General features: G+C 64.3%; 26 protein-coding genes and 1 pseudogene. 11 read left to right on the top strand and 16 right to left on the bottom strand.

The window, feature by feature from the left end:
* Positions 1-198 precede the first annotated feature (198 nt).
* Complete coding sequence (locus tag ABIB66_RS31180; RefSeq protein ID WP_275169539.1) at positions 199-1,884, top strand: methyl-accepting chemotaxis protein; 1,686 nt, start codon at positions 199-201, stop codon at positions 1,882-1,884.
* Positions 1,885-2,038: 154 nt separating this feature from the next.
* Here ABIB66_RS31180 and ABIB66_RS31175 read toward each other — a convergent pair whose 3' ends face one another.
* Together ABIB66_RS31175 and ABIB66_RS31170 are read right to left on the bottom strand one after the other, a co-directional pair.
* The gene (locus ABIB66_RS31175; protein ID WP_354256875.1) at positions 2,039-3,016 is read right to left on the bottom strand and encodes a Bug family tripartite tricarboxylate transporter substrate binding protein; all 978 of its coding nucleotides are present in this window, start codon (positions 3,014-3,016) and stop codon (positions 2,039-2,041) included.
* A gap of 97 nt (positions 3,017-3,113) precedes the next feature.
* A complete protein-coding gene (locus ABIB66_RS31170; RefSeq protein ID WP_354204802.1) occupies positions 3,114-4,049 on the bottom strand; it encodes a DMT family transporter in 936 nt (311 codons plus the stop codon).
* A gap of 105 nt (positions 4,050-4,154) precedes the next feature.
* Here ABIB66_RS31170 and ABIB66_RS31165 point away from each other — a divergent pair, with 105 nt between their 5' ends.
* Positions 4,155-4,544, top strand: coding sequence for a DUF1330 domain-containing protein (locus tag ABIB66_RS31165; RefSeq protein ID WP_473320591.1), 390 nt, complete (start codon positions 4,155-4,157; stop codon positions 4,542-4,544).
* 51 nt (positions 4,545-4,595) lie between these two features.
* Here the strand turns inward: ABIB66_RS31165 and ABIB66_RS31160 are convergent, their stop codons facing one another.
* Complete coding sequence (locus ABIB66_RS31160) at positions 4,596-5,528, bottom strand: DMT family transporter (protein ID WP_354204806.1); 933 nt, start codon at positions 5,526-5,528, stop codon at positions 4,596-4,598.
* A gap of 368 nt (positions 5,529-5,896) precedes the next feature.
* On the opposite strand from ABIB66_RS31160, the gene ABIB66_RS31155 reads away from it, so the two are divergent.
* Together ABIB66_RS31155 and ABIB66_RS31150 are read left to right on the top strand one after the other, a co-directional pair.
* Positions 5,897-7,189, top strand: coding sequence for an adenylosuccinate synthase (locus ABIB66_RS31155; RefSeq protein WP_354204808.1), 1,293 nt, complete (start codon positions 5,897-5,899; stop codon positions 7,187-7,189).
* A 37-nt stretch (positions 7,190-7,226) separates the two neighbouring features.
* On the top strand, positions 7,227-8,852 hold the full coding sequence (locus ABIB66_RS31150) for a hypothetical protein (RefSeq protein WP_275169533.1): 1,626 nt from the start codon (positions 7,227-7,229) through the stop codon (positions 8,850-8,852).
* Positions 8,853-9,012: 160 nt separating this feature from the next.
* On the opposite strand, the gene ABIB66_RS31145 is transcribed toward ABIB66_RS31150, so the two are convergent.
* The 3 genes from ABIB66_RS31145 to ABIB66_RS31135 all read right to left on the bottom strand — a co-directional run bounded on the left by ABIB66_RS31145 (position 9,013) and on the right by ABIB66_RS31135 (position 10,058).
* Complete coding sequence (locus ABIB66_RS31145) at positions 9,013-9,288, bottom strand: hypothetical protein (RefSeq protein ID WP_354059840.1); 276 nt, start codon at positions 9,286-9,288, stop codon at positions 9,013-9,015.
* Positions 9,289-9,547: 259 nt separating this feature from the next.
* Complete coding sequence (locus ABIB66_RS31140) at positions 9,548-9,775, bottom strand: hypothetical protein (RefSeq protein WP_007614124.1); 228 nt, start codon at positions 9,773-9,775, stop codon at positions 9,548-9,550.
* A gap of 37 nt (positions 9,776-9,812) precedes the next feature.
* Positions 9,813-10,058, bottom strand: coding sequence for a hypothetical protein (locus ABIB66_RS31135; protein ID WP_247431606.1), 246 nt, complete (start codon positions 10,056-10,058; stop codon positions 9,813-9,815).
* A 143-nt stretch (positions 10,059-10,201) separates the two neighbouring features.
* On the opposite strand from ABIB66_RS31135, the gene ABIB66_RS31130 reads away from it, so the two are divergent.
* Together ABIB66_RS31130 and ABIB66_RS31125 are read left to right on the top strand one after the other, a co-directional pair.
* Positions 10,202-10,627 (top strand): DUF5413 family protein, encoded by a 426-nt coding sequence (locus ABIB66_RS31130; RefSeq protein ID WP_275169530.1) that lies wholly within the window; start codon positions 10,202-10,204, stop codon positions 10,625-10,627.
* A gap of 61 nt (positions 10,628-10,688) precedes the next feature.
* Positions 10,689-11,246 carry a DUF4112 domain-containing protein gene (locus tag ABIB66_RS31125; RefSeq protein WP_354204812.1) on the top strand — a complete coding sequence of 186 codons (558 nt, stop codon included), beginning with the start codon at positions 10,689-10,691 and terminating at the stop codon, positions 11,244-11,246.
* Between the two features lie 79 nt (positions 11,247-11,325).
* On the opposite strand, the gene ABIB66_RS31120 is transcribed toward ABIB66_RS31125, so the two are convergent.
* From ABIB66_RS31120 to msrA, 4 genes are all read right to left on the bottom strand, one after another.
* Positions 11,326-11,619 (bottom strand): hypothetical protein, encoded by a 294-nt coding sequence (locus ABIB66_RS31120; RefSeq protein WP_007596188.1) that lies wholly within the window; start codon positions 11,617-11,619, stop codon positions 11,326-11,328.
* A 210-nt stretch (positions 11,620-11,829) separates the two neighbouring features.
* Positions 11,830-11,994 carry a DUF3309 family protein gene (locus ABIB66_RS31115; protein ID WP_354059843.1) on the bottom strand — a complete coding sequence of 55 codons (165 nt, stop codon included), beginning with the start codon at positions 11,992-11,994 and terminating at the stop codon, positions 11,830-11,832.
* Positions 11,995-12,103: 109 nt separating this feature from the next.
* Positions 12,104-12,523: a peptide-methionine (R)-S-oxide reductase MsrB gene (gene msrB / locus ABIB66_RS31110; RefSeq protein WP_354204814.1), complete on the bottom strand. Its 420-nt coding sequence runs from the start codon at positions 12,521-12,523 to the stop codon at positions 12,104-12,106.
* A 43-nt stretch (positions 12,524-12,566) separates the two neighbouring features.
* Positions 12,567-13,271 carry a peptide-methionine (S)-S-oxide reductase MsrA gene (gene msrA / locus ABIB66_RS31105; RefSeq protein WP_354204816.1) on the bottom strand — a complete coding sequence of 235 codons (705 nt, stop codon included), beginning with the start codon at positions 13,269-13,271 and terminating at the stop codon, positions 12,567-12,569.
* Between the two features lie 245 nt (positions 13,272-13,516).
* Between msrA and ABIB66_RS31100 the strand changes: the two are divergent.
* Positions 13,517-15,167 (top strand): annotated as a pseudogene (locus ABIB66_RS31100) (tetratricopeptide repeat protein).
* A gap of 99 nt (positions 15,168-15,266) precedes the next feature.
* On the opposite strand, the gene ABIB66_RS31095 reads toward ABIB66_RS31100, so the two are convergent.
* From ABIB66_RS31095 to napE, 6 genes are all read right to left on the bottom strand, one after another.
* Positions 15,267-16,382, bottom strand: a complete 1,116-nt coding sequence (locus tag ABIB66_RS31095; protein WP_007596183.1) for an ATP-dependent DNA helicase — start codon at positions 16,380-16,382, stop codon at positions 15,267-15,269.
* Positions 16,383-16,482: 100 nt separating this feature from the next.
* Positions 16,483-17,136 carry a NapC/NirT family cytochrome c gene (locus ABIB66_RS31090; protein ID WP_354256871.1) on the bottom strand — a complete coding sequence of 218 codons (654 nt, stop codon included), beginning with the start codon at positions 17,134-17,136 and terminating at the stop codon, positions 16,483-16,485.
* Positions 17,133-17,603: a nitrate reductase cytochrome c-type subunit gene (locus tag ABIB66_RS31085; protein WP_354204822.1), complete on the bottom strand. Its 471-nt coding sequence runs from the start codon at positions 17,601-17,603 to the stop codon at positions 17,133-17,135. Before ABIB66_RS31085 ends, ABIB66_RS31090 begins: the two co-directional genes overlap by 4 nt.
* The gene (napA, locus tag ABIB66_RS31080; RefSeq protein ID WP_354204824.1) at positions 17,600-20,113 is read right to left on the bottom strand and encodes a nitrate reductase catalytic subunit NapA; all 2,514 of its coding nucleotides are present in this window, start codon (positions 20,111-20,113) and stop codon (positions 17,600-17,602) included. The genes ABIB66_RS31085 and napA overlap by 4 nt, the downstream gene beginning before the upstream one ends.
* A gap of 16 nt (positions 20,114-20,129) precedes the next feature.
* Positions 20,130-20,444 (bottom strand): chaperone NapD, encoded by a 315-nt coding sequence (locus ABIB66_RS31075; protein WP_007614109.1) that lies wholly within the window; start codon positions 20,442-20,444, stop codon positions 20,130-20,132.
* A gap of 26 nt (positions 20,445-20,470) precedes the next feature.
* Complete coding sequence (napE, locus tag ABIB66_RS31070) at positions 20,471-20,656, bottom strand: periplasmic nitrate reductase, NapE protein (protein ID WP_007596178.1); 186 nt, start codon at positions 20,654-20,656, stop codon at positions 20,471-20,473.
* A 273-nt stretch (positions 20,657-20,929) separates the two neighbouring features.
* Here napE and ABIB66_RS31065 point away from each other — a divergent pair, with 273 nt between their 5' ends.
* The 4 genes from ABIB66_RS31065 (at position 20,930) to ABIB66_RS31050 (ending at position 24,681) form a co-directional block, all read left to right on the top strand.
* Positions 20,930-22,135, top strand: coding sequence for an LLM class flavin-dependent oxidoreductase (locus tag ABIB66_RS31065; protein ID WP_007596175.1), 1,206 nt, complete (start codon positions 20,930-20,932; stop codon positions 22,133-22,135).
* Between the two features lie 37 nt (positions 22,136-22,172).
* Positions 22,173-22,532, top strand: a complete 360-nt coding sequence (locus tag ABIB66_RS31060) for a DUF2200 domain-containing protein (protein WP_354204827.1) — start codon at positions 22,173-22,175, stop codon at positions 22,530-22,532.
* Positions 22,533-22,648: 116 nt separating this feature from the next.
* The gene (locus ABIB66_RS31055) at positions 22,649-23,437 is read left to right on the top strand and encodes a helix-turn-helix transcriptional regulator (RefSeq protein ID WP_354256867.1); all 789 of its coding nucleotides are present in this window, start codon (positions 22,649-22,651) and stop codon (positions 23,435-23,437) included.
* 77 nt (positions 23,438-23,514) lie between these two features.
* Positions 23,515-24,681: a cytochrome P450 gene (locus tag ABIB66_RS31050; RefSeq protein ID WP_354204831.1), complete on the top strand. Its 1,167-nt coding sequence runs from the start codon at positions 23,515-23,517 to the stop codon at positions 24,679-24,681.
* Positions 24,682-24,905 lie beyond the last annotated feature (224 nt).

Raw genomic sequence — 24,905 nt, 5'->3', positions numbered from 1 at the left:
GCGTCTTTTACGCGAAATCAGGGCGGTTGCGTACAATCGGCGGTTGCCGTGGCGGCGATTTGTACGACGGCGCCGACGTTTCCTCCGGGCTTTTACGGGGCGCTCCGTAACAGGTTGCTAAGGGCTCGCCACTAAAAGTTGATTCAATTGCGATCGATTCCCTCGCGCGTCCTTATCCCTTTGTTGCCGGAGCATCCCGTGAAATTGAGCAATCTGAAGATCGCCCCCAAGCTCGGCATTCTCGTCGGCGTCACCTTGTTCGGCCTGTGCATCTCCGGATTTCTGGCCGGCTATTTGATGAAGCAGGAGATGGTGAACGCGCGTATCGAGCAGGCCAAGGCCATCGTCGACATGGGCCGTAACTATGCGGTGGCGCTGAAGAAGCGGGTGGATGCGGGCGAGATGACGAAGGACGCCGCGATGGCTGATCTTCGCCGCTACGGCAACGCGATGACCTATGACAAAGGCGCCGGTTATCTATTCGGGACGTCCTATGACGGTATCACGCAGCTGGCACCAGATCCAAAGCAGATCGGCACCAACCGCATGGAAGTTCTGACCAATGGCCGCAAACTGTCCTTGGAGCTGATGAACGGCGCGAAGGCTAACGGTTCAATCCTTTTGACCTATGAATACGCGAAACCGGGCCAGGAAGGCTTGATCCGGAAGATGGGCTACGCGGTGGCCGTCCCCGAACTCGAGATGTATCTCGGCACCGGCGCCTATCTCGACGACATCGACGCAAAGATGGGCCCGGTCTACTGGCTGCTCGGTCTCGCCATGTTCGGTATCGTCATCGTCGCCGGAAGCGTCGCCTGGCTGCTCGGCCGCAGCATCAGCCGTCCCTTGGCGCTGCTCGGCGCCCGCATGAAGGATCTCGCCGAGGGCAAGCTCGAGGGCGACATTCCCGGCGTGGGCCGTGGCGACGAAGTCGGCGCAATGGCGTCGACCGTCCAGATCTTCAAGGACAACGCACTGCGCATTCGCGACCTCGAGAGGACCGAAGCCGATGCGAAGGATCGTGTCGCGGAGGAGCGTCGCAGCGCGATGGAGGGCATCGCCAGCGAATTCGAACGCAGCGTCAACGGCATCGTCCGATCGGTCTCCTCGGCCGCAACGGGCATGCAAGCCACTGCGCAATCCATGACCGCGACCGCTAGCGACGCCTCTTCCCGTGCGGCGACCGTCGGCGCGGCCTCGCAGAGAGCGTCGGGCAATGTCGGCACGGTTGCCGCGGCGGCCGAAGAGCTGTCGAGCTCGGTTGCGGAAATCTCGCGCCAGGTCACCCGCTCGACCGAAGTGGCGAGCCGTGCCGTCAACGACGCCGAGCGCACCAATGCCACGGTGCAGGAACTCTCCACCGGCGCCGAGAAGATCGGCGAAGTGGTCAAGCTGATCCACTCCATCGCGGCACAGACCAATCTGCTCGCCCTCAACGCCACCATCGAGGCGGCGCGTGCCGGTGAATCCGGCCGCGGCTTCGCCGTCGTCGCTTCCGAAGTCAAGGCCCTGGCCAACCAGACCGCCAAGGCCACCGAGGAAATCTCCGCCCAGGTCGCGGCGATGCAGACCTCGACCAGCGATGCGGTCGCCGCCATCGGCGGCATCACCCAGACCATCGCCGAGATGAGCGAGATCACCGCGGGTATTTCCGCGTCGATCGAGCAGCAGGGCGAGGCCACCCGCGAGATCGCCCGCAACATCCAGTCGGTCGCCGCCGGCTCGAGCGAGATCAACGCCAATATCGGCAGCGTCACCTCGGCCGCGGAAGCGACCGGCACGGCGGCAAGCGACGTGCTCACCAATGCCCGCGAGCTCGACAGCCAGTCCGGCGCGTTGCGCAGCGCAGTCGACGGCTTCCTCGCCAAGATGCGCGCGGCGTAAGCCGCCACACCAGAGCGATCCATCTACTCCATCGTCATGCCCGGGCTTGTCCCGGGCATCCACGTTCTGGGACACCGTACGCGTCGATAGGCGTGGATGGCCGGGACAAGCCCGGCCATGACGGAAAATGCGGAGCGCGCAGCTTCGCGAGCCCCTACTGCTTCTCGATCCCCGCCTCCCGGATCAGCTTCTCCCACAACACCAGCTGTTCGTTCACGAACGTGCCGAGCTGCTCGGGCGTGCCCGAGAAGGCGTCCATGCCGAGGGTGGCGAGCTTGGCCTTGATCTCCGGCTGCTCGATGATCTTCCGGATCTCTGCATTGAGCCGCGTCACGATCTCCCTGGGCATGCCGGCGGGTCCGAAATAGCCCTGCCACGACGAGATGTCGAAGTCCCGCACGCCGGCCTCCTGCATCGAGGGCAGGTTCGGCACCAGCGGCGAGCGGTCCTTTGTCGTGACGGCGAGCGCGCGTAGCGCGTTGCCCTGGACATGCGGCAGGCCGGTCAGGATGTCCACGAACATCATCGAGACGCGGCCGCCCATGACGTCGTTGAGCGCCGGCGGCGAGCTCTTGTAGGGCACGTGCAGAAGATCGAGCCCGGCATTGTGCGCAAAGGTCGCGCCCGAGACGATCGCCGAGGACGAGCCCGAGGCGTAGCTCAGCTTGCCCGGATTTGCCTTGCCATAGGCGATGAGTTCGCCGACGGTCTTGGCCGGCACCTCCGGGTGGATCACCAGCATGAAGGGCAGGTCGCCGGTGCGCGCGATCGGGGTGAAGTCCTTGACTGGATCGTAGGTCAGGCTTTTGAGCAGATAGGGATTGGCCGAATGCGTGGTGTTGGTGGTCACCAGCAGCGTGTAGCCGTCGGGCGCGGCGCGCGCGACATAGGTGGCGGCGATCATGCCGTTGGCGCCCGCCTTGTTCTCGATGACGATGCCGACGCCGAGTGCCTGCGACAAATGCTGCGAGATCAGCCGCGTCGTGGTGTCGGTGCCGCTGCCGGCCGCGAACGGCAGCACCAGCGTGATGTTGCGGCTCGGATAGTTGTCGGCCTGCGCAGCGGATGCGGCGGCGAGACAAACGGCGGCCGTGCCGATGGCACGCAGGTTTCGGATCAACGCTGAAAGCATGTCTGTTCGTTCCCTCTTTTTTCGTTGGCGGGGAACCTAGCGTCTCCTCGTCGAAATCGGAAGGCGCGAGTTTGTCGCCTCGTCTCGCGGCGCGGAATTACTTCACCGCGGATCCCTGGCGCGAGGCGATCACAACGCCGGCGAGCACCAGCAGGTAGCCGATCAGGTGGAATGGCTGGATCTTTTCGCCCAGCAGCAGGATTGCCATCGCCGAGCCGAACACCGGCACCAGATGGAAGAACGGCGCGGCGCGGTTCGGGCCGATCAGCGCCACGCCCCGGTTGAAGAACAGATAGGCCAGCGTCGAGGGAAAGATCAGGATGTAGCCCAGCGTCGCCAGCGTCACCCCGTCGAGTTGCAGGACGCGGCCGCTCCAGGCCTCCCAGATCGCGGTCGGCAGCAGCATCGTCGCGCCGCAGCAGGTGGTGAAGGAGAGAAAGGACAGTTGGTGGATCTTCGGCCGCCGCGGGATGAAGGCGGAGTAGATCCCGAACGCCACCAGCGAGGAGGCGAACATGATGTCCCCCCTGTTGAAGCTGATGCTCGCGAGCGCGGCGAGATCGCCGCGCAGGATGATGATCAGCACGCCGAAAAGCGAGATCGCGATGCCGGCGAGCTGCGCACCGGTCAGCCGCACGCCGAACAGCACCAGCGACCACAGCGCCACGAACAGCGGTCCGGCCGACTGGATCAGCAGCGCGTTCAGCGCCTCCGTGTACTGCATCGCCCAGTACGAGATCGCGTTGTTGAAGGCAAAGCCCACCAGCGACAGGAACAGCATCAGGGGCAGGCTCTTGCGCAAATTCGGCCAGTCGCGCTTCAGGTGCGGCCAGGCGAAGGGCAGGAGGATCAGGAACACGCCGAACCATCGGATCGTGGTCACCGTCAGCGGCGGCACATGCGCACCGACGTGGCGCGCGAGCACGATGTTGCCGGCCCAGAACAGTGAGCTCAGGCTAAGCAGCAGATAAGGCTGGTTGTTGAGCCAACTGGCCGGATTGGAGGCCGGTGGCGCGGGCGAAGCGATCGTCATTGGCGTTGGATACAAGCTTGCGCCGGATGTACGTCGTGACACAAGTCACGCGGCCGCAATGCTACAATGCAGGCATGACCAGAGGAGGCGGGATTGGCGGTTAATATGTTGAACATCGACGGCCTGGAGCGGCTCGATCCGCATGCACCGGTGGTGATGTTGAACCTGATGCGCTTCCACGCGCGCTCGGGCGACGGCGACGGTTCCGGCTGGGACGCCTATTTGCGCTACAGTGCGGTCACGGTGCCGATGATCAAGGCGCGCGGCGGCACGCTGCTCTGGACCGGCGACGCCAAGGCGGTCGCGCTCGGCCCGCAGCAGGGCAACAACTGGGATTTCGCGGCGCTGGTCTATTATCCCACGGTTGCGGCTTTCGTCGACATGATGACGTCGGAGGCCTATGAGACCGAGGCCGATCCGCATCGCCTCAACGCCTGCGCCGAGCACGTCATCATTGCGACGAACGAAGCGTACAGCAAGTTCAAGACGAAATAGCCCTCGCTGCCGCGCCGCGCTTTTCCCTCTCCTACGGCGGAGAAGGAGGACCTATGCCGCCTGCTTCCGTGACGCCACGAACACGCCGGCCAGCACCAGCGCGAAGCCGATGAAGTGGAACGCCTGCGGGTGCTCGCCCAGAAATGCCATTGCCATGATGGAGCCGAACACCGGCACGACATGGAAGAACGGCGCGGCGCGGTTGGCGCCGATCAGGCGGACACCGCGATTGAAGCAGAGATAGGCGAGCGTCGAGGGGAACACCGCGACATAGAACAGGGTCAGGAGGTTCGGCCCGTCGAGCTTCATCACGGGGCGCGCGGACAACTCCCAGATCTCCAGTGGAATGAGACAGGCAGCACCGCAGCCGAAGGTGAAGGCGAGGAACGACAGGCCGTGCATCGGCGGCCGCTTCAGGGTCAGCACCGAATAGAGCGCGAAGATGATCAGCGCGACGACGAAGATGAGGTCGCCCTTGTTGAAATCGATGTTCGACAGCGTGGTGAAATCGCCATGCAGCAGAATGATCAGCACGCCGCACATCGACAGCAGCACGCCGAAGGCCTGCGCCACGGTGAGCCTGACACCGAGGATGGCGAGCGACCACAGCGCCACGACGAGCGGCGCGGCCGACTGGAGCAGCAACGTGTTGAGCGCCTGCGTATGCTCCAGCGCCCAATATTGCAACGTGTTGAAGGCACCGATGCCGGTGATCGAGAGCGTGACCATCAGGCCGAGCTTGCCGCGGATCGCGGGCCAGTCCTGCGCGAGGTGTTTCCAGGCGAACGGCAGCACCAGCAGGAAGGCGAAGAACCAGCGCAGGAACGACAGCGTCACCGGCGGGATGTGACCGGCGGCGAGCCGTCCGACGATGGCATTGCCGGCCCAGCACAGCGCGGTGATGCTGAGCAGCAGATAAGGCTGGTTGGCGATCCAGTTGTGGCCGGATGTTTCCGTGTTCGTGGTCTGGCCGGTGGCGGACATTGTGATTGTTGTGGCCCCGCGTCATGCGCCAAGCCTCCGGCCCGGCGGCACCCGGGCCGGCTCGTAACCCGGCTCCCTCAAAGACACGGAAATCGAGGTTGCATCAACGGGGGCCGGATGCATCGCGACCATGCAGCGGTGGAAGCAGCCTCTCACGCTTTGGTCGAAGCCATTGCGCTTGTCGCGAAGGGTTCTGAATTTTCCGGGGATATCAAAGGCTTGGAGCGCGCTCGCGGCCCCAAAAAGGCCCCGTTCTTGCTTGCTTACAGAGGCTGCATCCTTTATCCGGTTGGCTGCCTCGCGTTCGAGCGGCCCCGGCCGTGATTGGGCTGGGCGCATCTAACAGATTGCATAGGGATTACCCGCGAATGGCCAATGTTGTCGTCGTCGGCGCCCAGTGGGGCGACGAAGGAAAGGGCAAGATCGTCGACTGGTTGTCGGAGCAGGCGGACATCGTCGTCCGTTTCCAGGGCGGCCATAACGCCGGCCACACGCTGGTGATCAACGGCAAGACCTACAAGCTGGCGCTGCTGCCCTCGGGCGTGCTGCGCGAGCAGAAGCTGTCGGTGATCGGCAACGGCGTCGTGTTCGATCCCGCCGCCTTCCTCGACGAGGTCACCAAGCTGCGGTCGCAGGGCGTCGCGGTCAGCCCGGACAATCTGCGGGTCGCCGAGAACGTCACCCTGATCCTGCCGCTGCATCGCGAGCTCGACGCGCATCGCGAATCCGCCAATGCGGCGACCGCGATCGGCACCACCCGCCGCGGCATCGGCCCGGCCTACGAGGACAAGGTCGGCCGCCGCGCCATCCGCTTGATGGACCTCGCCGATCTCGACACGCTGCCGCACAAGATCGACCGGCTGCTGGCGCATCACAACGCATTGCGCCGCGGCCTCGGCCTGCCGGAGTTCGACGGCAAGGAGATCCTGAAGGAATTGACTGCGCTCGCGCCGCAGCTCCTGCCCTATGCCGAGACGGTGTGGCGGCTGCTCGACACCAAGCGGCGCGAGGGCAAGCGCATGCTGTTCGAAGGCGCGCAAGGCGCGCTGCTCGACGTCGATCACGGCACCTACCCTTACGTCACCTCGTCCAATACGGTGGCGGCGCAGGCCGCGACCGGCTCGGGCCTTGGCCCCGCCGCGGTCGGCTATGTGCTCGGCCTCTGCAAGGCCTACACGACCCGCGTCGGCCAGGGCCCGTTCCCGACCGAGCAGGACAACGCGACAGGCCGCAAGATCGGCGAGCGCGGCCGCGAGTTCGGCACCAATACCGGGCGGCCGCGCCGCTGCGGCTGGTTCGATGCGGTTCTGGTTCGCCAGGCGGTCCGGACCTGCGGCATCAACGGTTTGGCGCTGACCAAGCTCGACATTCTCGACGGCTTCGACACGATCGAGGTCTGCACCGGCTACAAGCTGGACGGCAAGGAGATCGATCATTTCCCGGCGGGCGAAGGCGCCCAGGCCCGGGTCGAGCCGATCTACGAGACCATCGAGGGCTGGAAGGAGCCGACCGCCAATGCGCGGTCCTGGGCCCAGCTGCCGGCCCAGGCGATCAAATATGTCCGCCGGATCGAGGAATTGGTGGGGTGCCCGGTCGCACTGCTTTCCACCAGCCCCGAACGCGAGGATACTATCCTGGTACAAAATCCGTTTGAGGCTTAACGATCTCTTACCGGGACGCGCGTATAATTGAGTAGAAATGGCTGATTACTATCCGCTGATCGCCCGCGCTATTGCCGCCCTGGACCCCAACGCTCCCGGCGAGAGCCGTCGCGCGCTCTACGAGCGGGCGCGTACGGCGCTGATCGCGCAGCTCCGCAGCGTGCAGCCGCCGCTCTCCGAATCCGAGATCACCCGCGAGCGACTTTCGCTGGAAGAGGCCGTCCGCAAGGTGGAATCGGAGGCTGCCCAGCGTGCCCGCGAGGCCTCGCGCCCGGGTGGCGGTGCCCGCAGCAGCGGTAGTGGCGATGCCTTCCGCCGCGCCAGCACCCGCGCCACCGAGGGCAACGCGCCCGCGCCCCAAACTTCTGCCCCGCCGCGCACCCGTCCGGCTCCGCCGCCGCCGCGCGCCGACCGGCCCTCCTTCAACGTCGATGACCAGGGCGAGGCCCCGCGCGCGCCGCGGGCTCCGCGTTTCGACGCGCCGCGGCAGCCGGGTCCGTCGGCACCGCCGTCGATGCCGGAGCCTCCGCCGCCCGGACGTGATCGCGCCAGCGGGCGCCGTCCGCCCGACATGGGACCTCCGCCGCCGCTGCCGCCGGCACCGGGCGTGCGCGGCTTCCGCGACATCACGGCCGACGCCAACGATCTCGGCGGCGCCGCCGCGCAGGCCAACCGTGCCGCGCGCCGCACTTACGCCAACGTGCCCTCGCCCTCGCCGGAATTCGACCGGCTTGAGCCGAGCCTGGAGAATCGCGCCGCCGGGGCGGACGCGCCCTACTCCTACGACGAATCGATCGAGGAGGCCGAGCGCTACGCGCCGCAGTCGCAGCCGCCGTCGCAACGTCCGCACATCCCCGTTCTCGACCGCGACACGAAGAAGAAGCGCGCCCGCACCGGCCGCGCCTTTCCGTTCAAGAGCGCGATCGCCGTCGGCATCGTGCTGATCCTGGTCGGTGCCGGCATCCTCTGGGGCAAGCAGCTGGTCCAGACCGCGACCAACCTGTTGAAGTCTTCGCCGACGCAAGTGGTGGAGGCGCCCAGGGATTCGTCTCAGCCGCAGAGCAAGCCCAAGATACCGGATCGCGTCGGCCAGCCCTCGGCCAGCGACCAGCCGGTCGCGCCGGTGGCGCAGAAGGTCGTGCTCTATGACGAGGATCCATCCGATCCGAAGGGCAAGCAGTATGTCGGCTCGGTGGTGTGGCGGCTCGAGCCGATCAAGGCGTCGGGCAACCAGAAGGCCGACGTCGCCGTGCGCGCCGACATCGAGATCCCGGACCGCAAGTTCAAGATGACGATGTCGTTCCGCCGCAACACTGACTCCTCGCTGCCGGCGAGTCATACCGCGGAGCTGACCTTCGTCCTGCCGTCGGACTTTCCGGGCGGCGGCGTCGCCAACGTGCCGGGCATCCTGATGAAGTCGAACGAGCAGGCACGCGGCACGCCGCTCGCAGGGCTCGCGGTCAAGGTCACCGACGGCTTCTTCCTGGTCGGCCTCTCCAACGTCGACGCCGACCGCAGCCGCAACGTCCAGCTCCTGAAGGAGCGTTCCTGGTTCGACGTGCCCCTGGTCTATGCCAACCAGCGCCGCGCCATCATCGCCATCGAGAAGGGCGCTCCCGGCGAGCGCGCCTTCAACGACGCCTTCGCGCAGTGGGGCGACTAGATCTCTACTCCGTGAGACCTCGGCCTGCATGGTTCGAGACGCCCGCCTAGGTGGGCTCCTCACCATGAGGGTTTGATATCTCGCCGCGAAACGCGACCTCATCCTGAGGGCCCGTCCTTGGGCGGGCGTCTCGAAGGATGGCCGCAGGTACGCTCTCTCTCTACTGCGCCGTGGCTTCCCGCTTGCGCGATCCTGTCGCGGCTGCGTGCTCGCGGTCCATCACGGCGCGACAGCCCGGGCTGACCTGAGCCTTCTTCTGCACCATGCAGGCCCTGATCCTGGGGATGTCGGGGATCTCACTCGAGCACAGCCGCATGGCATCGCCGGAGCACATCTGCTGCGCTTCGGACGAGAAGGAATGGCCGGGCGATGTCTGGAATGCGATGGCTGCGGTTGTGACGGCGAAGAGAGTTGCGATGGTCTGGTAGCGTGTCATGCGGAATGCGTCCCCGAGTTCCGTGGGTTGAGCCACTTGGTTTTGGGGCGCCGCACGCGGCTTGATCTGCCGCATGTCACAGCCTTCACGCCGGGACCTCAATCCCGCATGTGGTCGCTCGATCTCTCGTGATGTTCGAATCGAAAAGTGCTGCGCCGCCCGAATCAAGTATGCGCCATTGTCGCGCAGCTGCAATGGCGGGCAAAAAGGAATTCGCAATTGTTGCGCGCACGTCACGCACAATGCGACTCGCGTGCGATCAGATCAACCGATCGGAGGACACGCTCGCTTGTTCCGCATCGCTTGCGCCAAGCGCTGCGTGCTCCTCGACAGCAGTAACGCCCTTTGCCGTGAGCTCGAACAGATCGCCGTCCTTCATCACGTAACCGTCGGCGATCAGCTCGCCTATCTTGCCGTGCCGGTCGTCGGCAAAGGCAATGGATTGGCTGATGTCCCTGAGAATCGAGAGCTGTTCGTCGCGCAACATGGCTTCACTCTCCATTATCCGGGAATTGTTCCGGTCCTTACATGCCGTGGCTCTGAAACACCTTGCTGCAAGAGCGCGACAGCTTGGCTCTGTTGGCTTGCAAGCAGCCTTGCACCGCCATGTCATTGCCGAGGTCCTTGCGGCAGAAGCGCGAGGCGTCCCGCGAACAGGCCTGCTGCTCCTGCGGCGAACCCATATGGCCTTGTGCGAGAGCGGGCGCGTTCGACAGGCCGCTCACGGCCGTCAGCGCGATCGTCGCCAGGAAGAACAGTTTGCGGGACATCGGCGGCTCCAAATCTGACAGGTGAGTTTCAGGTCCTGTCTGAACTCGTCGCTGTGCCGCTTGTTCCCGACGCAGTGCCGTACCCCCGCTATTCAAGGTTCCCGCGGCCCTGCTATAAACGGGGCCAAGGATGAGGGTGCCTGATGAAACGCTATCTCGTGTTTGCGCTGGTCGGCCCGTTCGTGGGCGGGTTCCTGCTGCTGCTGACGACGACCTACCAGTCCGGCTATTGGACCCAGACCAGTCTCGGCGAGGTCGGCAAGCTGTTCGCGGTGTTCTTCAAAACCCTGCAATACAGCTATCTGTTCGGCTTTCTGCCCTCGCTGATGATCGGTGCGGTCGACGACATCCTGATCCACATCCGCCGGATCGGCCCGGTGCTGCGGATGCTGCTGGTCGGCGTGTTCGCCTTCATCCTGGCCTCGCTGACCTACAGCTCGCGCGGGCCGGACTCGGGCGCGGTGCAGTTCATCCTGTACGGCCTCGTCGGGTTCGTGCCGGCGGTGATTTCATCCTGGCTCGTGCATAGATATGTCGAGGAGCCGCAGCCGGCGGCGGCACAGACTTGAGGGCGCGACCTTCGATCACGCCGCAGCAACCTCCGCCGCGCTGGCGCGTTCCCTACAGGCCATGACCATGTCCGATGACGATATTCTTGCTCCGCGTCGATCCCGTTCGGGAAACCGCTCGGGTGCGGCCTCTTCGGGCATCGGGGGCCGTGGGCCGATCATCGATCAGGACGGTCACGAGATCCGGCCCGAAACGCTGGAGCAGGGCTTTCGCGAGTTTCGCTTCGAGTTCGGCAAGGACAGTCCCTTCGCTGGCAACCCGTTCGGCAATCTGACGCGCGAGCAGCGGATTGCGCGGATCGAGGCGATTGCAAAGCTGCTCGATGTCGCCTTCGTGCTGCCCGGGACCAATATCCGCTATGGCATCGATGGGTTGATCGGACTGATCCCCGTCGTCGGCGACATCATCACCACCGCGATCTCGCTCTGGCTGGTGCGAGAGGCGAGGGCGCTCGGGGCACCCTGGTACATCACCGCGCGCATGCTCGGAAATGTCGCCCTCGATGGCGTCGTCGGCATCGTTCCGTTCGCGGGCGACGCCTTCGATGTCATGTTCCGTGCCAACATGCGCAACGTGCGCCTGCTCCGCCGCTGGCTCGACAAGCAGCCGCGCATCTGACACCGCCCAAAACGCAAAAAGCGCGACGGCCTTTCGGCCATCGCGCCCTGAGCGCACATCGGAGTGGGCTTACGGAAACTTACGCCGCGTCAGCAGCGTCGGTGCTGGCTTCTACCGGCTTGCGGTGGCGGGGCAGCGGGAAGGCTTCGCTCTCATAGAGCGAGCGGATGCCGTTCTGGTCGAAGCGCGCTTCCTCGACCTGGAGATAGGCGCCGTTCAGCGAGTCCGTCGGCAACTGCTCCATCGCGAACTGGACGGCTTCGGCCGCGGTGCCGAACCGGCGATAGGTGAAGCCTGCACGCTTCTTCTTGCGGATCGCAGCGGGGAAGAGTTCGGCGGAAGTATTGAAGTTGAACGGACGCAGTGGACGCATGGTCAAAGACCTCGTGATCTCTCTGGGGCTTTAAGCGCGTGGGGTTTAGACGGGCAGAGGCCACGATTGAGTGGGCGCCGCACATGTCATTTTCGTCCTCTAATATAGCCCGTTTTGACAAAATTGCGACCCCCGCGATGCGAGATGATGAATCCGCGCATGGCAGCTCCGCAACCGAAAAAATCGTAATAATATCAGTGACTTGATTGGTTATAGCTTGCCAAGGAGCAGGAGCACGAGCAGCACCACCAAAACGAGGCCGCCGATCCCCATGCCGGAATGACCCATTCCGTAGCCGTAGCCACCGAGGCGGCCCGACAGGCCGCCGACGAGATAAATGATCACCAGGATGATCAGGATGGTCCCAAGCGTCATGGCATCCTCCCTGGCGGCCGCCGCAAGGCCATGGCCGGCCGCACCACCGGGGGAAGAAAAGCACATCGCGCCGCCGGGTTCCATGACGGAACCCGGCGGCGCGCAAGGTTTATTTGGGTTCGAGCTTCATCGCCGCGGAATTGATGCAGTAGCGCAAGCCCGTCGGTCCCGGGCCGTCGGGGAAGACATGGCCAAGATGGCCGCTGCATTTGGCGCACAGCACCTCGGTGCGGATCATGCCGTGGCTGACGTCCCGCTCCTCGTCGATATGGCCCTCGACGGCGGGCTGGGTGAAGCTCGGCCAGCCGCAGCCGGAATCGAACTTCGCGTCGGACTCGAACAGCACATTGCCGCAGCCGGCGCAGGTATAGGTGCCGGCGCGGTGGTCGTGCTCATATTCGCCGGAGAAGGGACGCTCGGTCGCCTTCTCGCGCAGCACCGCGTATTGCATCGGCGACAATTCGCTGCGCCATTGCTGTTCGCTCTTGATGACCTTGTCGTCCGTGGTTTTCGTCTTGGTGTCGGGCATGGGTCTCCCGTTTTTCGATGATCTTGTTTCGATGATCTCGCGATCAGTTGGTGGCCTTGCTGGCGCTCACCAGCGTCGGCTTCTCGATATAGTTATCCGCAAACAGCTTTTTCAGGTTCTCGACCTTCGGGAGGTCGTTGTAGGCGATATAGGGCTGGTTCGGGTGCAGGGTCAGATAATCCTGGTGATAGGGCTCCGCCGGATAGAACGCCTCAAGCGCGCCGACCTTGGTCGCGATCGGCTTGCTGAAGACCTTGGCGCCGTTGAGCTGGGCGATATAGGCCTCGGCCACCTTCTTCTGCTCGTCGGAGGTGGTGAAGATCGCCGAGCGATATTGCGTGCCGGTGTCGGGGCCCTGCCGGTCGAGCTGGGTCGGGTCGTGCGCCACCGAGAAGTAGATCTGGAGGATCTTGCCGTAGGAGATCTTCTTCGGGTCGTATTTGATCTCGACGGATTCCGCGTGGCCGGTCCGGCCGCTCGATACGGTCTGGTAGTCGGCCGTCGCCTTGGTGCCGCCGGCGTAGCCGGAGACCGCGTTGACGACGCCTGCGGTGTGCTGGAACACGCCCTGCACGCCCCAGAAGCAGCCGCCGGCGATCACGGCGGTCTGGATCCCGCTTGCGGGCGCCGCGTCAACCGCGGGAGCGGGGATCACGACCGCATCCTCTGCGGCCCGGGTCGGCGCGGCAAAGGCCAGCGTCAGGGCGGTGGTTGCGGCGAGCAGGGACAGGAGGGCAGGTCGGCGCATGGCGATCCTCTTTCCGAAGGTCTGACAGTCTAGGGCGGTTGGGGCCGGGCGAACAGCCTGCCCGGCATTTTCGGACATTCGAGATACGGGCGGACCGGGCGATTGTTACGGTCGGACGGACACGAGTCTGTGAAACGCGCCGCCTGGAGCAGCCCGGCTTGGCGAGGACAGGAACTCCGCGCTAGATGAACCGGCGCGATCGGTGATCGACTTAAAAGAATCGTGGCTGGAGCTGACCTGACAACATGCTGCGCGTCGCATCCCTGACCCTCGTCGCTGTGCTCGCCGTCCTGGCCGGCTGGAGTTCGATCGCGGCGGCCGATCCGAAACCCGGCGACGACCTCGCCCTTTGCCGCGACCGCCAGGCGGATGCGCAGGCGAGGGCGCAGGCCTGCGACAATTTGCTCAACGCCGACCGGCTCACCGGCAAGGACAAGGCCATCGCGCTCTCCGTGCGCGGCAATACGCTGATCAACAAGCGCGACTACATCCACGCGATCGAGACCTTGTCCATGGCCGTCGACCTCGATCCCGACAACGTCGTCACGCTCAATTTGCGCGGCCTCGCCTATGAGCGGACGGGCCAGGACGACCGTGCGATGGCGGACTACAACCTCGCGCTCCAGAAGCGCCCGACCTACGGTGTCCCCTATAACAACCGCGGCATCATCCAGGTGCGCCGGGGGGCGCTGCAAAGCGCGCTCGACGATTTCAACCTGTCGATCAAATACGCGCCCAAGTTTCTGCTCGGCTACACCAACCGCGCCCGCGTGCGCACGCTGATGAAGGATTTTGACGGCGCGCTCGCCGATTTCGCGGAGGCCGAGAAGATCGAACCGGCCGCGCCGCAGATCATTAGCAATCGTTGCATCACCTACGGCATGATGGGCAAGTTCGACCAGGCCTTCGCCGATTGCAACGGCTTGATCGAAAAGCAGCCGAAAAACGTGTACGCGATCAACAATCGCGCCGACGTCAACATGTTGAAGGGCGATTTCGACGCCGCGCTGAAGGACTACAACATTGCGATCCAGATCAACCCGAACAACGTCCGGGCACATTCGGGTCGCGGCCAGATCTACGGGCGCAAGAAGGATCTTGCCCAGGCCCGTGCAGACTATCGCGCGGCGGCCTATTCGTTGACGAAGTTCGACGAGTTCGATGTCGCGCGTGCCCGTGCGATCGCACAGGAGCGATTAGCCGCGCTGACCCCGCAGCCGTCGGCTGGATCCACGGGACGCCGCGTGGCGCTTGTGATCGGCAACGGTGCCTACAAGAACGTCCACGCCTTGCCCAATCCGCCACGTGACTCGAAAATGATCGCAGCCGTGCTGCGCGATGTCGGCTTCCAGACCGTGATATCCGTCAGCGACCTGACCCGCGACAAGTTCTTCGAAGCGTTGCAAACGTTTGCGGCCGAGGCGGAGAAGGCGGATTGGGCGGTGGTCTATTACGCCGGCCACGGTTTCGAGATCGGCGGCGTGAATTATCTCGTTCCCGTCGATGCCAAGCTCGCCGCCGACAGGGACGCCGAGACCCAGGCGGTTGCGCTGGAGCAGGTGATCGCGGCGGTGGGCGCTGCGCGAAAAGTGCGTCTGGTGATGCTGGATGCCTGCCGCGACAATCCGTTCGCGCCGACCATGCAGCGCACGCTGTCGCTGAAGCTGGTAGACAAGGGCTTTTCCAACATCGAGCCTGGCGCCGGCTTCATGGTGGTCTACGCCGCCAAGCACCACCGCGCTCGCCCGCGAAATCAAGGTGCCGCGCGTCGAGATCCGGAAACTGTTCGACATCGTCCGCGACGATGTCTGGCTTGTGACCAAGCACGTGCAGCAGCCGTTTTCATACGGCTCGCCGCCGGGAAGAGAGGATTTTTATTTCGTCGCGGGGAAGTAGGGATCGTAGGGTGGGTTAGCGAAGCGTAACCCACCACTGTTGCGATCCGAGGAGACAGAAGAGGTGGGTTACGCCTTCGGCTAACCCACCCTACGGGCCTCACACCACGATGCTCAGCCGCTTCGCCGCCCGCGTAATTCCCGTGTACAGCCACCTGGCGCGGCTCTCCTGAAAGGCAAAGCTCTCGTCGAACAGCACGACGTCGTCCCATTGCGAGCCTTGCGACTTGTGCACTGTCAGCACGTAGCCGTAGTCGAACTCGTCATAGGGCTTGCGCTGCTCCCAGGCGATCGCCTCGACGCCGCCCTCGAAGCAATCGGCGCGCACCGAGACCTTCGTCACCTTGTGGCCGAGATCCTCGTCCGGCGACAGCCTCATGCTGAGAATGCGGGATTTCGAGCGCGAGGTGTTGCGCGACTTCACGCGCCACAGCCCGCCGTTGAACAGGCCCTTCTTGCGGTTGTTGCGCAGGCAGACCAGCTTGTCGCCGGCGACGGGGAAGACGTCTTCGATGTTCTGGCGCTGACGCACCCGCATATTATACGCGCGCCGCGTGTTGTTGCGGCCGACCAGCACCTGGTCGGCGGCCATGACGCGATCGGGGTCGAGCTCCTTGCGCGATACCACCTCGCTCTCGCCGTAGCGGCCGATGTCGAGCTCGCGTCCCTCACGAACGTCCATCGACATCCGCACGATCGGGTCGTCCTGGGCCTGGCGGTGCACCTCTGTCAGCATCGCGTCCGGCTCGGTATTGGTGAAGAAGCCGCCGCCCTGGATCGGCGGCAGCTGCGCGGGATCGCCCAGCACCAGCAGCGGGCAGTCGAACGACATCAGGTCGCGGCCCAATTCGGCATCGACCATCGAACATTCGTCGATCACGATCAGCTTGGCCTTGGAGGCCGGGGCGTCGTCCCACAGCTCGAAGCTGGGTTGTTCCTCGCCGGATTCGCGGGTGCGGTAGATCAGCGAATGGATGGTGGAGGCTTCGTCGCAACCCTTGTTGCGCATGACCAGCGCCGCCTTGCCGGTGAAGGCGGCGAACTTCACCTCGCCGTCGACGCCGTCGGCGATGTGCCGCGCCAGCGTGGTCTTGCCGGTGCCGGCATAGCCGAACAGGCGGAACACCGGCGGCGTGCCGTTGCGCCCGGGTTTGGCCTTGAGCCAGTCGCCAACGGCCTTGAGCGCGGCATCCTGATGCGGGGTGAATGTGGCCATGTCTGTCTTGAGGAGGGGGCGAAACGGAGCGATTCGCCAGCCCCAAAACTAACCATTCGCACCGCCGGTTCAAGCCGCGCAAATCCGGTTGCCAGCGCCCCTATTGCCAGCCGGGAACGCCGCGCATGTCGGGCAGATGGTGGGCGATGCCCTTGTGGCAGTCGATGCAGGTCTTTTCCTTGGTGAACAGGAAGCGCTGGTGGGCGACCGAGGCCCGCGGCGACTGCTTGGTGATGTCCATGGAATCGGCGCTGTGGCAGTTGCGGCATTCCAGCGAATCGTTGGACTTGAAGCGCGCCCATTCATGCGCCGCCAGCTCGAGCCGGTGATCTTGGAATTTCTCGCGGGTGTCGATCGTGCCGAAGATCTTGCCCCAGACCTCCTTGGAGGCTTGCATCTTGCGGGCGATCTTGTCGGTCCAGTTGTGCGGCACATGGCAATCCGGACAGGTCGCGCGCACGCCGGAACGGTTGGCGAAGTGGATGGTCGACTTCAGCTCGGCATAGACGTTGTCCTTCATCTCGTGGCAGCCGGTGCAGAATTTTTCGGTGTTGGTCAATTCCAGCGCGGTGTTGAAACCGCCCCAGAAGATCACGCCGGCCATGAAGCCCGCCAGCACCAGCACGCCGAGCCCGAACACCGAGCTCGGACGGATCAGCACCTGCCAGAGCTCGCGCGCAAAGTCCAAGCTTCGCGCGACGAAACCGCCCTTGGCCTTCATTCCCTCCTCGGGCTCATCGGCGGTCGTCGTCATCGGCGGCCACCGGGGCTTGCGCGCGACAGCAGCGTGTCGATGTCGGTGAAGTCGTTGCTGACGGGTGGATTGGCGGTGTTCTGCGGCACGTGGCATTCGGTGCAGAAGAAGCGGCGCGGCGAGATCGAGGCCAGGAACTGGCCGTCGCGATCCATGAAGTGGGTGATCGAGACCATCGGCGCCTGCGATTCCGCGATGCGCGCCCGCGCATGGCAGGACAGGCACTTGTTGCCGTTGAGATCGACCTGATAGCCATCGATCGCATGCGGGATGACAGGCGGCTGCTCCGGATAGTTGCGCACTTCCCTTTCGGAGGTGTTGCGGTTCGGCAGCATCGGCGGCGCCGGCCCTTCGTCGTTGAGCGGCGTCGGGCCGCGCAGGCCTGACGTCACCGTCTGCGCGGTCAGCGAGCTCGCGCCAGCCGCGATCGCGATTGCGAGCAGCGCTACTCCAAATCGTTTCATCATGACACGTTCACCCGCTCGATGCGCACGGCGCACTTCTTGTAATCGGTTTGCAGCGAGATCGGATCGGTGGCGTCCAGCGTCACCTTGTTGATCAGCTTGGATTCGTCGAACCACGGCACGAATACGAGGCCACGCGGCGGCCGGTCGCGGCCGCGCGTCTCGACGCGAACACGGATGAAGCCGCGGCGGGAGACCACCTTCACCTCGTCGCCGCGGCGGATCTTCGCCTCCTGCGCGTCGTCAGGATGCATGAAGCACACGGCCTCGGGGAAGGCCTTGTAGAGCTCGGGCACCCGGCGCGTCATGGTGCCGGAATGCCAGTGCTCGAGCACGCGGCCGGTCGAGAGCCAGTAGGGATATTCGTTGTCGGGCGATTCCGCCGGCGGCTCGTAAGGCAGAGCGAAGATGCGCGCCTTGCCGTCGGGATAGCCGTAGAACTGCACGTCCGTTCCCTGCTTGACGTAGGGGTCGCTACCCTCGCGGAAACGCCATTTGGTTTCCTGGCCGTTGACGACAGGCCAGCGCAGGCCGCGCTCGCGGTGATAGGTGTCGAACGGCGCGAGGTCGTGGCCGTGGCCACGGCCGAAGGTGGCGTATTCCTCGAACAGGCCCTTATGGACGTAAAAACCGAACGCCTTGGACTCGTCGTTGAGGTAGCCCTGCTCGATGTCGGAGACCGGAAACTTGTCGACCTGGCCGTTCTTGTAGAGCACGTCGAACAGCGTCTTGCCGCGCACGTCCGGCTTCTTGGCGATCAGCTCCTCCGGCCAGACCTCCTCGATCTTGAAGCGCTTGGAGAATTCCATGAGCTGCCAGAGATCGGACTTCGACTCGCCCGGGGCAGCGACGAGCTGATGCCAGAACTGCGTACGCCGCTCGGCATTGCCGTAGGCGCCCTCCTTCTCCACCCACATCGCGGTCGGCAGGATCAAATCGGCGGCGAGCGCCGTCACCGAGGGATAGGCGTCCGAGACCACGATGAAATTGTCGGCATTGCGGAAGCCCGGATAGGTCTCCTCGTTGGCGTTGGGACCGGCCTGCAGGTTGTTGTTGACCTGCACCCAATAGGCGTTGATCAGGCCGTCCTTCAACATGCGGCTTTGCAGCACGGCGTGGGCGCCGGGCTTGTCGGGAATGGTGCCCTCGGGCACCTGCCAGATGTGCTCGGCCTTGGTGCGGTGCTCCTTGTTGGTCACGACCATGTCGGCCGGCAGACGGTGCGAGAAGGTGCCGACTTCGCGCGCGGTGCCGCAGGCCGAGGGCTGGCCGGTCAGCGAGAACGGGCTGTTGCCGGGCGAGGAGATCTTTCCGGTCAACAGATGGATGTTGTAGACGAGGTTGTTGCACCAGACGCCGCGGGTGTGCTGGTTGAATCCCATGGTCCAGAACGAGACCACCTTGGTCTTGGGGTCGGCATAGAGCTCGGCGAGGGCCTCCAAGCGATTGAGCGGAACGCCCGACATCTCGGCCGCCTTCTCCAGCGTGTACTCGGAGACGAACTTGACGTACTCGTCGTAGCTCATCTCGGTGGAATCGTTGGCCTTCGCCGCGCCCGTCGCCTTCTTCTGCAGCGGATGTTCGGGCCTCAAGCCGTAGCCGATGTCGGTCTGGCCGCGCCTGAAGATGGTATGCGCGGCAACGAAGTCCTTGTTGACCCGGCCGGTCTTGATGATGTGGTTGGCGATGGCATTGAGGATGTAGAGGTCGGTCTGCGGCTTGAAGATCATGCCGATGTCGGCGAGGTCGAACGAGCGGTGCTCGAAAGTCGAGAGCACGGCGACGCGGACATGCGGCGCGGAGAGCCGGCGGTCCGCGAGGCGCGTCCACAGGATCGGATGCATCTCCGCCATGTTGGAGCCCCACAGCACGAAGGCATCGGTGGCCTCGATGTCGTCATAACAGCCGGCCGGCTCGTCGATGCCGAAGGTGCGCATCATGCCGGCGACGGCGGAAGCCATGCAGTGGCGCGCATTGGGATCGATGTTATTGGTGCGGAAGCCGGCCTTGAACAGCTTCACGGCCGCATAGCCCTCCCAGACCGTCCACTGGCCGGAGCCGAACATGGCGACGCCGTTCGGGCCGCGCTTCTTGATCGCCTCCTTCCACTTCACCTCCATGATGTCGAAGGCTTCGGTCCAGGAGATGGGCGTGAATTCGCCGTTCTTGTCGTATTTGCCGGCCGTCTTGCGCAGCATCGGCTGCGTCAGGCGGTCGTGGCCGTACATGATCTTGGAGAGGAAGTAACCCTTGACGCAGTTGAGGCCGCGATTGACCTCGGCCTTGATGTCGCCGTGGGTGGCGACGACGCGATTGTTCTTGGTCGCGACCATCACGGAGCAGCCGGTACCGCAGAAGCGGCAGGCGGCCTTGTCCCATTTCAGTTCGGCGACGTCGCGCTCGGCGACGAGGTTGGCGGCGAGCACCGGTGCCGGCATGCCGGCGGCGGCAGCTGCGATTGCTGCAGCCTCCAGCTTGAGCATCTGGCGACGGTCGAGTTTTGGCGATGTCATGACGGCTCTCCCGGCCCTAAGCCGTTTCGATGGCGTGGAAGACCAGCGCTGCGGAATAGACGTCGGGCAGCGACTGGATGGTGTTAAGCAGGGTGCCGAGGCTGCCGGCATCAGGCGCCTCGGTCACGACGATGAGCTTGCCGCGCGCGTCGCGGCCGTGAATCTCGCAGCCGGCAAGGGCGGTGATCGCGGCTTCCAGCTGGTCCAGACGCTCGGGGCGAGCCTGCACGATGATGCTGGCGATTTCGCAACCGGGCGGCGCGACGATGCGGTCGGCGCTGAGCACCCGGCCGGTAATCAATGCGCGGCGGTTGAGTTTGGATTCGGCCATGATGCCTGTCTTTCGCTTCGAGGAGATCAATGCGGGGAGGGCGGCGGGCCGGGAGGGCCGGCGAACATCTGGTAGATCCAGACGCCGAGGCCGTATGAGCCGACCGTTCCGACCGCGAGGACGGGCATCACGATCGCGGTCAGGAACAGGAATGCGAAAATCTCCATGCGCTTGCGGCGCACGCGCGAAGTCGCGTCGTCGGGGGCCGACATATTCGGTCTCGTCTGAAATGTGGGGATTGGGACGGCATCCGGGCCGTTGCCTTGCTGCATTTTAGATGCAGCAGGGCCACCGACGCCTTGATCTGGATCAATCCGTCAGGTCGCCGGATTGTCGCAGCACGGCTTCTCGGACGGCGCGTTGCGACGCATGCGCGAAATCGATCTCCCGCACGGCGGAATTGTGTTCTCGTAGACAGCGCTGCCTCGCGCATTAAGATGAGCGCAACAAAGTAAGCGGGCAAAAAAATTGGGAGAGACGGCGTCATGAAGTTCGGCATCTTCTATGAGCTGCAACTGCCACGTCCCTGGGTGGCCGGCGACGAGCTCAGCCTCTACCAGAACGCGCTCTCGCAGATGGAACTGGCAGACCAGCTCGGCTACGATCACGCCTGGGTCGTCGAGCATCATTTTCTCGAAGAGTACTCGCACTCGCCTTCGCCGGAATCGTTTCTCGCAGCCGCGAGCCAGCGCACCAGGAACATCCGGCTCGGCCACGGCATCCTCCAGCTCACCACCAACCACCCTGCACGTGTCGCCGAGCGCGTCGCGGTGCTCGACCTGCTCTCCAACGGCCGCTGCGAATTCGGCATGGGCGAGAGCGCCTCCATCACCGAGCTGACGCCGTTCGGCCGCGACATGGAGACCAAAAAGGAGGTGTTCGAGGAGGCCGTCGCGGCGATCTTCCCGATGTTCAAGGACGCAGGAAGCGAGCACCACGGCAAGTATTTCGACATCCCGTTGCGCAACGTCGTGCCGAAGCCGGTGCAGAAGCCGCATCCGCCATTGTGGATGGCCTGCTCGCAACTCCAGACCATCGAACGCGCGGGACGGCACGGCTTTGGCGCGCTCGGCTTCCAGTTCGTCAGCGCGGACGCCGCGCATGCCTGGGTGCACGCCTATTACAACGCCATGACCAAGCGTCTCGCCAAGCTCGCCGATTACGAGATCAACCCGAACATGGCGCTAGTGTCGTTCTTCATGTGTGCAAAGACGGACGAGGAGGCCCGCGCCCGCGCCGACGGCGCCACCTTCTTCCAATTCGCGTTGCGCTTCTACGGCGCCTCGCAGAATCGCCAGCGTCCGGCGCCCTACACCGTCAACATGTGGGACGAGTACAACAAGTGGAAACGCGACAATCCGGAGGCCCAGGAGGCCGCGCTGCGCGGCGGCCTGATCGGCTCGCCCGAGACGATCCGCAGGAAGCTGAAGCGCTTCCAGGGCTCGCATATCGACCAGGTCATTCTGCTCAACCAGGCGGGCAAGAATAGCCACGAGCACATCTGCGAGTCCCTGGAGCTGTTCGGCCGCGAGGTGATGCCGGAATTTCAGAACGATCCCGCGCAGGCGGCGTGGAAGCAAGGCGTCATGAGCGGCGAGATCAAGCTCGAGGAAATCGACACGGAGGCCTTCACCGACCGCTACGGCAAGCTCGCCGTCAGCGTCGCGCCAGCGAAGGCGGCGGCGGGGTAGGGTGTCACGTCCTGCAACAAGCAATCCCGGAATGCTCATGACAAAACACCGGATCTATACCACCAGCTTCGCAAGCGTTTACCCGCTTTACGTTGCGAAGGCGGAGAAGAAGGGACGCACCAAAGCAGAGGTCGATCAGGTCATCTCCTGGTTGACAGGCTACGATCAGAAGCAACTGGAAGCTCAACTGGAGCGGGGGACGGACTTTGAAACCTTCTTTGCGAAAGCCCCCAAAATCAATCCTTCGCGGGCCCTGATCGAAGGTGTGGTTTGCGGCGTCCGGGTGGAAGATGTCAAAGAGCCGACGATGCGAGAGATCCGCTACCTGGACAAGCTGATCGATGAGCTGGCCAAGGGAAAGGCAATGGACAAGATTTTGCGAAAAAGTGCCGACTGAGGCGCTCCCTTCGTCCGCCTGCCTCGGCGACGTTGCGGCAGATATCCGGCGACACCCGCCTTCCGCTGCGCGGCCATTGCTGATAAATTTCATCAAAAGGCGATGGGGAGAAAACGATGCGCCCTCACGGGACGCCCGCAAATCCGGCAGCTGGCGATGTCACGCCCGCGGTGCTCGCCATCGGTCGACCGAATTTCCCTGATATCCTGATCGATACACTGCGCCGGGAGGCCGGGGTCGGGCATTGCATGGTGTTTTCGCTGAGCCGCGCGGGCGCCGCACACTGCCTGCTCGATGCCGGCAACATCCCGATCGGCGGCGATCTCGGCGCCGCCTATGCCGGGCAGTTCCACCAATCCGATCCCAACCGCGATGCGCTGTTCGAAGGCGAGGGCCGCGCGACGCTCGTGCTGCCCTCCTTCGCGCCGCGCATGTACGGCGCCCACTACCGAAAACTGTTCTTTGTGGATTCCGGCATCGTCGACAAATGCGCGACCGCGATCTGGGTCGACGACACCTGCTTCTACGTCAACTTCTATCGCATCGCTGTCCAGGGCCGCTTCAGCGACGTCCAGCGTGCGCGGCTTCAGGCCATCGCACCGGCCATCAGTGCGAGCGTGGCACGCCATTTCCAGCACAGCTCGGCGGCAACGACCGAGCAGTCTCTCGCCGCGCTCTTCGCGACGCGCGCGCCGCTCGCCAGCCTCACCCCGCGCGAGCAGGACGTTTGCCGGCGGATCCTCTCCGGCTTCAGCTCCGAGGCGATCTCGCAAGCGCTCGGCATCAGCCTGCATTCGACGCTGACCTATCGCAAGCGCGCCTATGAGCGGCTCGGCATCTCCTCGCAAAGCGAGCTGTTTGCGATCGTGCTACGCCTGCTCGCCGGCCCGCGCAGCCTGAACTGAAGCTGTCCCAATCGCTGGGGACAGACGGCGCCTCCTGAAGCCGCTAGCCTTGGCGGTGAACAGCAATGGAGCGAAGCTTGAGCACGGCGCCGCGCATCGACATCGACCCGGCCGCATTCTGGGCCGATCCCTATCCGATGCTCGCAAAGATGCGGAAAGAAGCGCCAATCGCCTTCGTGCCGCAGCTCGGCTCGACGCTGCTGACGTGCCGCGACGACATCTCGATCTCCGAGAAACAGATCGACGTCTTCTCCTCGCACCAGCCTGCAGGCCTGATGAACCGGCTGATGGGCCACAACATGATGCGCAAGGACGGCGAGGCGCACCAGGTCGAGCGCCGCGCGATGTTTCCGACGGTGTCGCCGAAGACGGTGAAGGCGCACTGGAGCGCGCTGTTCCAGGCCCATGCCAACTGCATCATTGACGCGATCGAGCCCGGGCGCATCGATTTCATGCGCGACTTCGCGCTGCCGTTCTCGGGCGAATGCCTGAAGTCGATCACCGGCCTCACCAATATCGGCTTTGCGGACATGGACGCCTGGTCACAGGGCATGATCGAGGGCATCGCCAACTACGCCGGCGATCCCGCGGTCGAGGCGCGCTGTCATGCGGCGACGTCAGGCATCGATGCCGCCATCGACGACATCCTGCCGGTGATGCGCAAGCATCCCGACCAGAGCATCCTCGGCGTGCTGCTCGCGTCGGGGATGGCGATGGCGAGCGTGCGCGCGAACGTGAAACTGGCGATCTCAGGCGGTCAGAACGAGCCGCGCAAGGCGATCGCCGGCACGGTGTGGGCGCTGCTGACCCATCCCGACCAGCTCGATCTCGTGCGCAAGGGCGAGGTGACGTGGCTCCAGGCCTTCGAGGAATATGCCCGCTGGATCTCGCCGATCGGCATGTCGCCGCGACGCATCGCAAAGCCGTGGACCATCCGCGACGTCGCATTCGAAACCGATGAACGCGTATTCCTGATGTTCGGCTCCGCCAATCGCGACGAGAAGCATTTCGAGCGCGCCGATCAGTTCGACGTGCGGCGTGACACGGCCAAGAGCGTCGCGTTCGGCGCCGGCCCGCATTTCTGCGCCGGCGCCTGGGCCTCCCGTGCCATGATCGCCGACGTCGCACTGCCGACATTGTTCGCCCGTGCGAGCCGGCTCGAGATCGCCGACGACGAACCGGTGCGGATCGGCGGCTGGGCGTTTCGGGGGCTGCAAAATCTGCCGGTGAAGTGGCTGCATTAGTCCGGCAAGGACCGGTCCATCCGCAACGCCGCCATGATGACATCCTGCTCCTGTTTTGCCCGACGAGTCAAACGCATTTCGGATAATACGTAAGTCATTGTTTTCGCACGGCCCGGCTACTGTGCATGGGGTTGTTTTCGCGATTTTTTTTATCTCGGCCGGGCGCGCGCGTTTTTTCACATTCGCGTGCGGAAAAATATCCGCTGCATTCGCTCCGTGGATTG

Origin of the sequence: Bradyrhizobium sp. F1.13.3, from assembly GCF_040548265.1 — a bacterium.
Lineage (GTDB): Bacteria > Pseudomonadota > Alphaproteobacteria > Rhizobiales > Xanthobacteraceae > Bradyrhizobium.
Note: the sequence above shows the minus strand (reverse complement) of the source record. Positions and strands in the feature narration are given on the sequence as shown.